Here is a 5774-nt window from a genome sequence, read left to right as displayed (position 1 = left end):
TTTTTGTTACCTGCTGTTCACGGCGATGAAGGCGACTTCATTGCTGATTCAGGTCTCGCTCCATCCTTGCGACCATCTCGTCGATGCTGGTCTCGTCCATGGCCGTTTCACCCGCGATACGATGAGACTCATCTGCCCATGCACCAAGGTCTAGCAGGTGGCAGCGCTTGCTGCAGAAGGGCCGAAATGTGCTTTCGGGGCTCCATACGACGGGAGTACGGCACTGAGGGCAGGCGACCGTTAACGGCGAGCCGGTCTGTTGAGATGAAGAGGAGTCAGACATGGGAAACATCCTGAAGCGGTGAATGATGGGAATTCAATCGACTGGCATGCAGTAAGACGAGTCGCTACAGGTTCAAGGCGATACCTGTGTCAGCGCCAGTGCGCGATAGCGAGCATCAAGCGCGATGACCTGCTCGCGTAACTGCGTCTGTGTCCCTACATTGTCGATCACATCACACGCCTTGGCTAGCCGTGTTGCGCGTGGCAGCTGTGCGGCGAGAATGGCGCGTACCTGCGCCTCGCTGACGCCATCACGCTGTAGCGTGCGTGCCAGCTGTACGTCTTCCGGCACATCAACCACCAGGCAGTGGCTTACCAATGCGTCTTGCCCAGACTCGAACAGTAACGGCGATACCAGCAAGCGGTACGGGCCGGGCATGGCGGTCAGATGCTGCTCTATGCGTTCGCGGATACGCGGATGCGTGCAGCGCTCCAGCCATTGGCGTTGTTCGGGGGCGGCGAAGATGTGTTCGCGTAGCGCCGCACGATTCAGCTGGCCGGCGCTGTCGACTATCTCATCGCCGAAGTGAGCGATGATCTCGCCCAGTGCCAGCTCTCCCGGGCGAACAATCTCTCTCGCGACGTCGTCGGCATCGACCCAATGAATACCCAGCTCCCCAAACAGACGCGCGACACTGGACTTGCCACTACCAATGCCGCCGGTAAGCCCGATGATCGGCCCTTGGTTGGCCGTATGGTTTTGTGTCGTCATGCGCCGATGACACTGAGGTAGAGGCTCATCAACGGCGTGCCGAACAGCAGGGCGATCCAACCAGCAACAGCCAGATACGGCCCGAAGGCATCGGCGCACCGCGCAGGCGAGGCACCATCAGCTGCAGCAGAATGCCGAGGACTGCGCCCAGGCCAGCTGACAGAATCAACAGCAGCGGTAGCCACTGCCAGCCCAGCCAAGCGCCAAGCGCGCCAAGCAGCTTGAAGTCACCGTACCCCATGCCTTCCTTGCCGGTAATCAACTTGAATAGCCAGTAGAAGCTCCACAGCACCAGATAGCCGGCCATTGCACCGACAACAGCGCTGGATAGCATCAACGGCTGGAACATCAACTGATAGGCAAGGCCGGCCCACAACAGCGGCAGTGTGATGGCATCAGGCAGAAGCTGGGTACGAAAATCGATGACTGACAGGACAAGTAATGTCAGGCAGGCACCGAAGATCCACAGGCTCTGCATGTCGAGGCCATAGATGAGGGTAATGGCAACCGCCAAGGTGCCACCGGCAAGCTCTACCAGCGGATATTGCGGGCTAATGTGTGTGTTGCAACTGGCGCAGCGGCCACGGCGCTTCAACCAGCCCAACACCGGGATATTGTCATGCCAATGAATGGGAGTGTCGCAGCCTGGGCAGCGTGAAGCCGGTACCAGTAAATTGAAGCGTGGATTTACCTCTGTCTCGAGTTCCAGTGCTTCGCGGGCTTCGGCGCGCCATTGGCGCATCATCATGACCGGTAAACGAGTGATCACGACATTCAGAAAGCTGCCGACCATCAGGCCAAAAACGCCCGCCAAGCAGGCCTGAAGTGTGAGGGGGAGCTGCGCGAGAGAGTCCACAGAAAATCCTTATCAGAGATGCCACGGCCGCGTCCCTCAGGTATCGCGGCCGATAGGTGATCAGTAGAGATAGACAGGTATGATTTAGATTACATTGCCCATCTCGAAGATAGGCAGATACATCGAGACTACCAAGCCGCCTACTAGAGTCCCTAGTACCACGATGATCAGTGGCTCAAGAAGAGAGGTCAGCGCATCGACCTTGTTGTCGACGTCCTCTTCATAGAAGTCCGCTACCTTGTTGAGCATGGCATCCAGCGAGCCAGATTCTTCACCAATCGCCACCATCTGTACTGCCAATGTCGGGAACAGCTGGGTATTACGCATAGCAAAATTAAGCTGCTGGCCTGTCGAGACATCTTCCTTTATCTGGGCGATAGCGCGCTCATAGACTTTGCTGCCCGTTGCTCCAGCAGCAGTATCAAGCGATTCTATCAATGGCACACCTGCCTGGAAGGTGGTGGCTAGCGTACGTGAATAACGTGCTACAGAAGACTTGTCCAGAATGTCACCCAGCACTGGCACTTTAAGCATGAAGCGGTGCATCGCATAGGCGAAATTATCTGAGCGCTTCATGCCTTGAGAAATAAATACCCCTGTGAGTATTACTGCACCGAGTGCTACATACCAATAGCTTTGCGCATATTCAGACATGGTAATGGTCAGTTGGGTGAATGCAGGCAGCTCGGCACCAAAACCATCGAAGAGTGTTTCGAACTGAGGAACGACCTTGACTAGCAGTATGGCAGTGACGCCGAAACCCACACATATGACGGCAGCTGGATAATAAAGCGCTTTCTTGACGCGTGCCTTGAGGGAGTCAATTTTCTCTTTATAGGTCGCGACTCGATCGAGCATCTTGTCGAGTGCACCGGCTTGTTCGCCAGCAGCCACCAGGTTGGTGAAAAGGCTATCAAAATGTTGCGGATGTTTGCGTAGTGCCTCGGAAAAGCTGGCGCCAGCGCCCACCTGACTCATCATATCCTCGACCAAGTGCCTCATGCCGGGGCTTTTCATGCTTTCAGCCACGATGCCAAAGGCTTGTAGCACCGGTACACCGGCGCGGATCATGGTCGCCATCTGGCGCGCGAACATAGTGACATCCTTACCGCTGACCCTTTTGCTACTCCCGAATAATGACGACTTCTTGCGTAGGCGCTTGACGACTATGCCTTGACTGACAAGTGTGTTCTTGACGAGGTCTACGTTAGCTGACATCAACTCGCCTTTGACGTTCTCGCCACGCGAATTCTTGCCTGACCACTGCCAAGTTTCTATGCCCGCCTTCTTTTTCTTGTGCTTGGCAGTTTTGATTGTTGCCATATTAGCTGTCATTCCCTATTGGGTGGCAGTATTCGTTCAGTATTGCCAAGTTATCTGCACCCATGAGTATTTGTCGCATGGTCCACATGATGCATGCAGTATCGCGTGTCACTGATGTCGACCTTCTCACGATCAATCATCCTGGCTAATGATTATTGTATCTTATCGCTAATGTGCATGATGGCTGAAGAAAAGTCAGTGCTGTTCAAATGTTTAGCAGCTGATTTTTCAACGATTGCAGCGGCTTCAATCCTTAGTGATACGGTTGACTTCCTCAAGTGAAGTCATACCAGCCATCACTTTACGTAGCCCACTACGTCTCAGGTCGGAGAGCCCTTCCTTGCGTGCCTGGTCTGCCAGTTCGATCGCGGTGCCTTCACGCATAATCAGACGGCTCATTTCATCGGAGATCGGCATGACTTCATAAATACCGACACGTCCCTTGTAACCTAGTGTGCATTGACTACAGCCTACTGGACGGAAAATTGTCGCGCTTTCAAGTTCCTCGCTACTGAAGCCATTATCTGTACGGAATCCCATTGATTCACGTGCCTCTGGTGGTATTTCCGCTGGCTGACGACAGTGAGTACACAGACGGCGTGCCAGTCGCTGCGCGATGATCAGCGAGACTGAGCTGGCGATATTGAAGGGCGCTATGCCCATGTTACTGAGGCGTGTCAATGTTTCTGGTGCCGAGTTGGTATGTAACGTGGACAGTACCAGGTGGCCTGTCTGTGCCGCTTTGATGGCTATCTCAGCAGTTTCTTTGTCACGTATCTCACCGACCATTACCACATCAGGGTCTTGGCGCAGGAAGGCACGCAAGGCCGAGGCAAAATCCAGCCCGATCTTGGGCAGTACATTGACCTGATTGACACCTTCGACCTTGAGCTCGACAGGGTCTTCCGCAGTCGAGATATTGCGTTCAGCGGTGTTGAGGATATTCAAGCCAGTATAAAGGGTGACCGTCTTGCCGCTACCCGTTGGGCCTGTGACGAGGATCATCCCCTGTGGTTCATCCAGTGTCTTCTCGAACATGGCACGTTGTTCAGGCTCGAAGCCCAGCGCCTCAATCCCCATCTTGGCAGAGCTAGGGTCGAGAATACGCAGTACCAGCTTCTCGCCATACACTGTTGGCAAGCTATTGACGCGGAAGTCGATGGAGCGCGATTTGGATAGACGCAGCTTGATGGCACCATCTTGCGGCAAGCGTCGCTCTGAGATATCCATCCGTGACATCACCTTCAGGCGTGCCGAAATACGGTTACGCATATTGAAGGGCGGTCGTGTGTTCTCGATCAGCATGCCATCGATACGGAAGCGGATGCGATAGGTGGATTCGTAAGGTTCAAAGTGAATATCCGAGGCGCCACGCTTGATGGCATCGAGGAGTACCTTGTGAACGAAGCGCACCACCGGGGCATCATCGCTACTGGCGGTAATTGCCATGTCGTGGTTGTTGTCTTCTTCGCCTTCGAATTCCAGATTGTCGAGTGCTTCACCTTCTTCACCGAGCATATCCATGGCGCTTTCTTCGCCGGCCTCCAAATATTGCTCGAGGGCTGGTGTCAGTTGGTCGGCGGCGACCAGTACACTCTCGATTGATAGCCCGGTGGCGAACTGTAGCTCATCAAGATGTGTCAGCGTCGAAGGTGAGGGCACACCCACCGTCAGGCGATGCTCGCGGCGATAAAGAGGAAGTACCCCTAGTTTGCGCAATACCTTTTCAGGAAGCTCGTCTATAGAAGGGAGGGAGTCGATACGCAGCGCATCGAGATCAACGTAGGGCAGGCCGTACTCCCATGCCGCCGCCAAGGTGGCTTCACGTGCGGGTGCCAAGCCATGCGTAATCACATGTAGCAAGAGGCTTTCTCCGGCCTCGTTGGCTTCCTGTTCGGCAAGCTTGGCAGCCTGAGCCTCCAGCAAGCCTGCTTCGACCAAGCGAGCGGCAAACCCTTTAAGCGTGTGATCTGTCTGAGGCATGGAAATATCCTGTTCCGAGTCCTTTCGCTTACTTGGGAAGATTTCTCCAAAGGAAGCTTGCCTGACCTCACAGCAATCGCCTTGCTTTCAAGGCGTGAAAAGCCTGTGCTGACAGGGAGTTGATACTGACCTGGTGATGCTGGCCTCTTGCGGTCAGTGTAGCTCGAAAGCTTTCTATCAGAAATGCTACTGTGAGATTGATTCGGCCTTGACCAATATCAGGCCTCTGGTATCGACGATAGTGAGAGTGTGGTGCTCTAAACGTTGAATATATAGTGCATCCAAAGGAGAAAGTTTTTCTGGCGTTGCTTGCAATGTCACTGAGTGTAATCTATTGTAACAACCAAGCAGCCGTCAGCGCCGCCAGAGTAGCGTCTTGCGACATGGCAATGGCACCTAATCTGTGGCTGTGGTATCAATCGTCCCGTCCGGTCGATACCCCGTGATATCAGAATGTTATGGCAAGATTATGAAGTATGAAGTGTGGATAATAGCTCAACGCAGACACAAGTCATTACAGGGTAACATTCTGGACATCAGGGAACGTAACCGGGGTCTCAGGACGTACGACCTGATCTCACTACGCAAACGCAAGGGAGTCATAAGTGCTTGGTCTTA

Annotated in this window: 4 protein-coding genes and 1 pseudogene; all 5 read right to left on the bottom strand. The window is 54.1% G+C overall.

All coding sequences use genetic code 11. The features are described from left to right. Positions 1-37: 37 nt before the first annotated feature. The 5 genes and pseudogenes from yacG to pilB all read right to left on the bottom strand — a co-directional run bounded on the left by yacG (position 38) and on the right by pilB (position 5156). Positions 38-283 carry a DNA gyrase inhibitor YacG gene (gene yacG, locus BF12_RS20540; protein ID WP_035160353.1) on the bottom strand — a complete coding sequence of 82 codons (246 nt, stop codon included), beginning with the start codon at positions 281-283 and terminating at the stop codon, positions 38-40. A 72-nt stretch (positions 284-355) separates the two neighbouring features. Further along, on the bottom strand, positions 356-994 hold the full coding sequence (coaE, locus tag BF12_RS0115685) for a dephospho-CoA kinase (protein ID WP_051511071.1): 639 nt from the start codon (positions 992-994) through the stop codon (positions 356-358). Then, positions 991-1787, bottom strand: a pseudogene (locus BF12_RS20535) (prepilin peptidase). The gene coaE and the pseudogene BF12_RS20535 overlap by 4 nt, the downstream one beginning before the upstream one ends. Positions 1788-1934: 147 nt before the next feature. Next, a complete protein-coding gene (locus BF12_RS0115675; protein WP_024953082.1) occupies positions 1935-3173 on the bottom strand; it encodes a type II secretion system F family protein in 1239 nt (412 codons plus the stop codon). Positions 3174-3419: 246 nt separating this feature from the next. After that, a complete protein-coding gene (gene pilB, locus BF12_RS0115670; protein ID WP_024953081.1) occupies positions 3420-5156 on the bottom strand; it encodes a type IV-A pilus assembly ATPase PilB in 1737 nt (578 codons plus the stop codon). Positions 5157-5774: the final 618 nt, after the last annotated feature.

It is taken from the genome of Cobetia crustatorum (assembly GCF_000591415.1).
Lineage (GTDB): Bacteria > Pseudomonadota > Gammaproteobacteria > Pseudomonadales > Halomonadaceae > Cobetia > Cobetia crustatorum.
Note: the sequence above shows the minus strand (reverse complement) of the source record. Positions and strands in the feature narration are given on the sequence as shown.

What these genes read in the sequence shown, in the direction of transcription:
- yacG (WP_035160353.1), bottom strand. Translation starts at nt 283, where the DNA reads ATGTCTGACTCCTCTTCATCTCAACAGACCGGCTCGCCGTTAACGGTC.
- coaE (WP_051511071.1), bottom strand. Translation starts at nt 994, where the DNA reads ATGACGACACAAAACCATACGGCCAACCAAGGGCCGATCATCGGGCTT.
- BF12_RS0115675 (WP_024953082.1), bottom strand. Translation starts at nt 3,173, where the DNA reads ATGGCAACAATCAAAACTGCCAAGCACAAGAAAAAGAAGGCGGGCATA.
- pilB (WP_024953081.1), bottom strand. Translation starts at nt 5,156, where the DNA reads ATGCCTCAGACAGATCACACGCTTAAAGGGTTTGCCGCTCGCTTGGTC.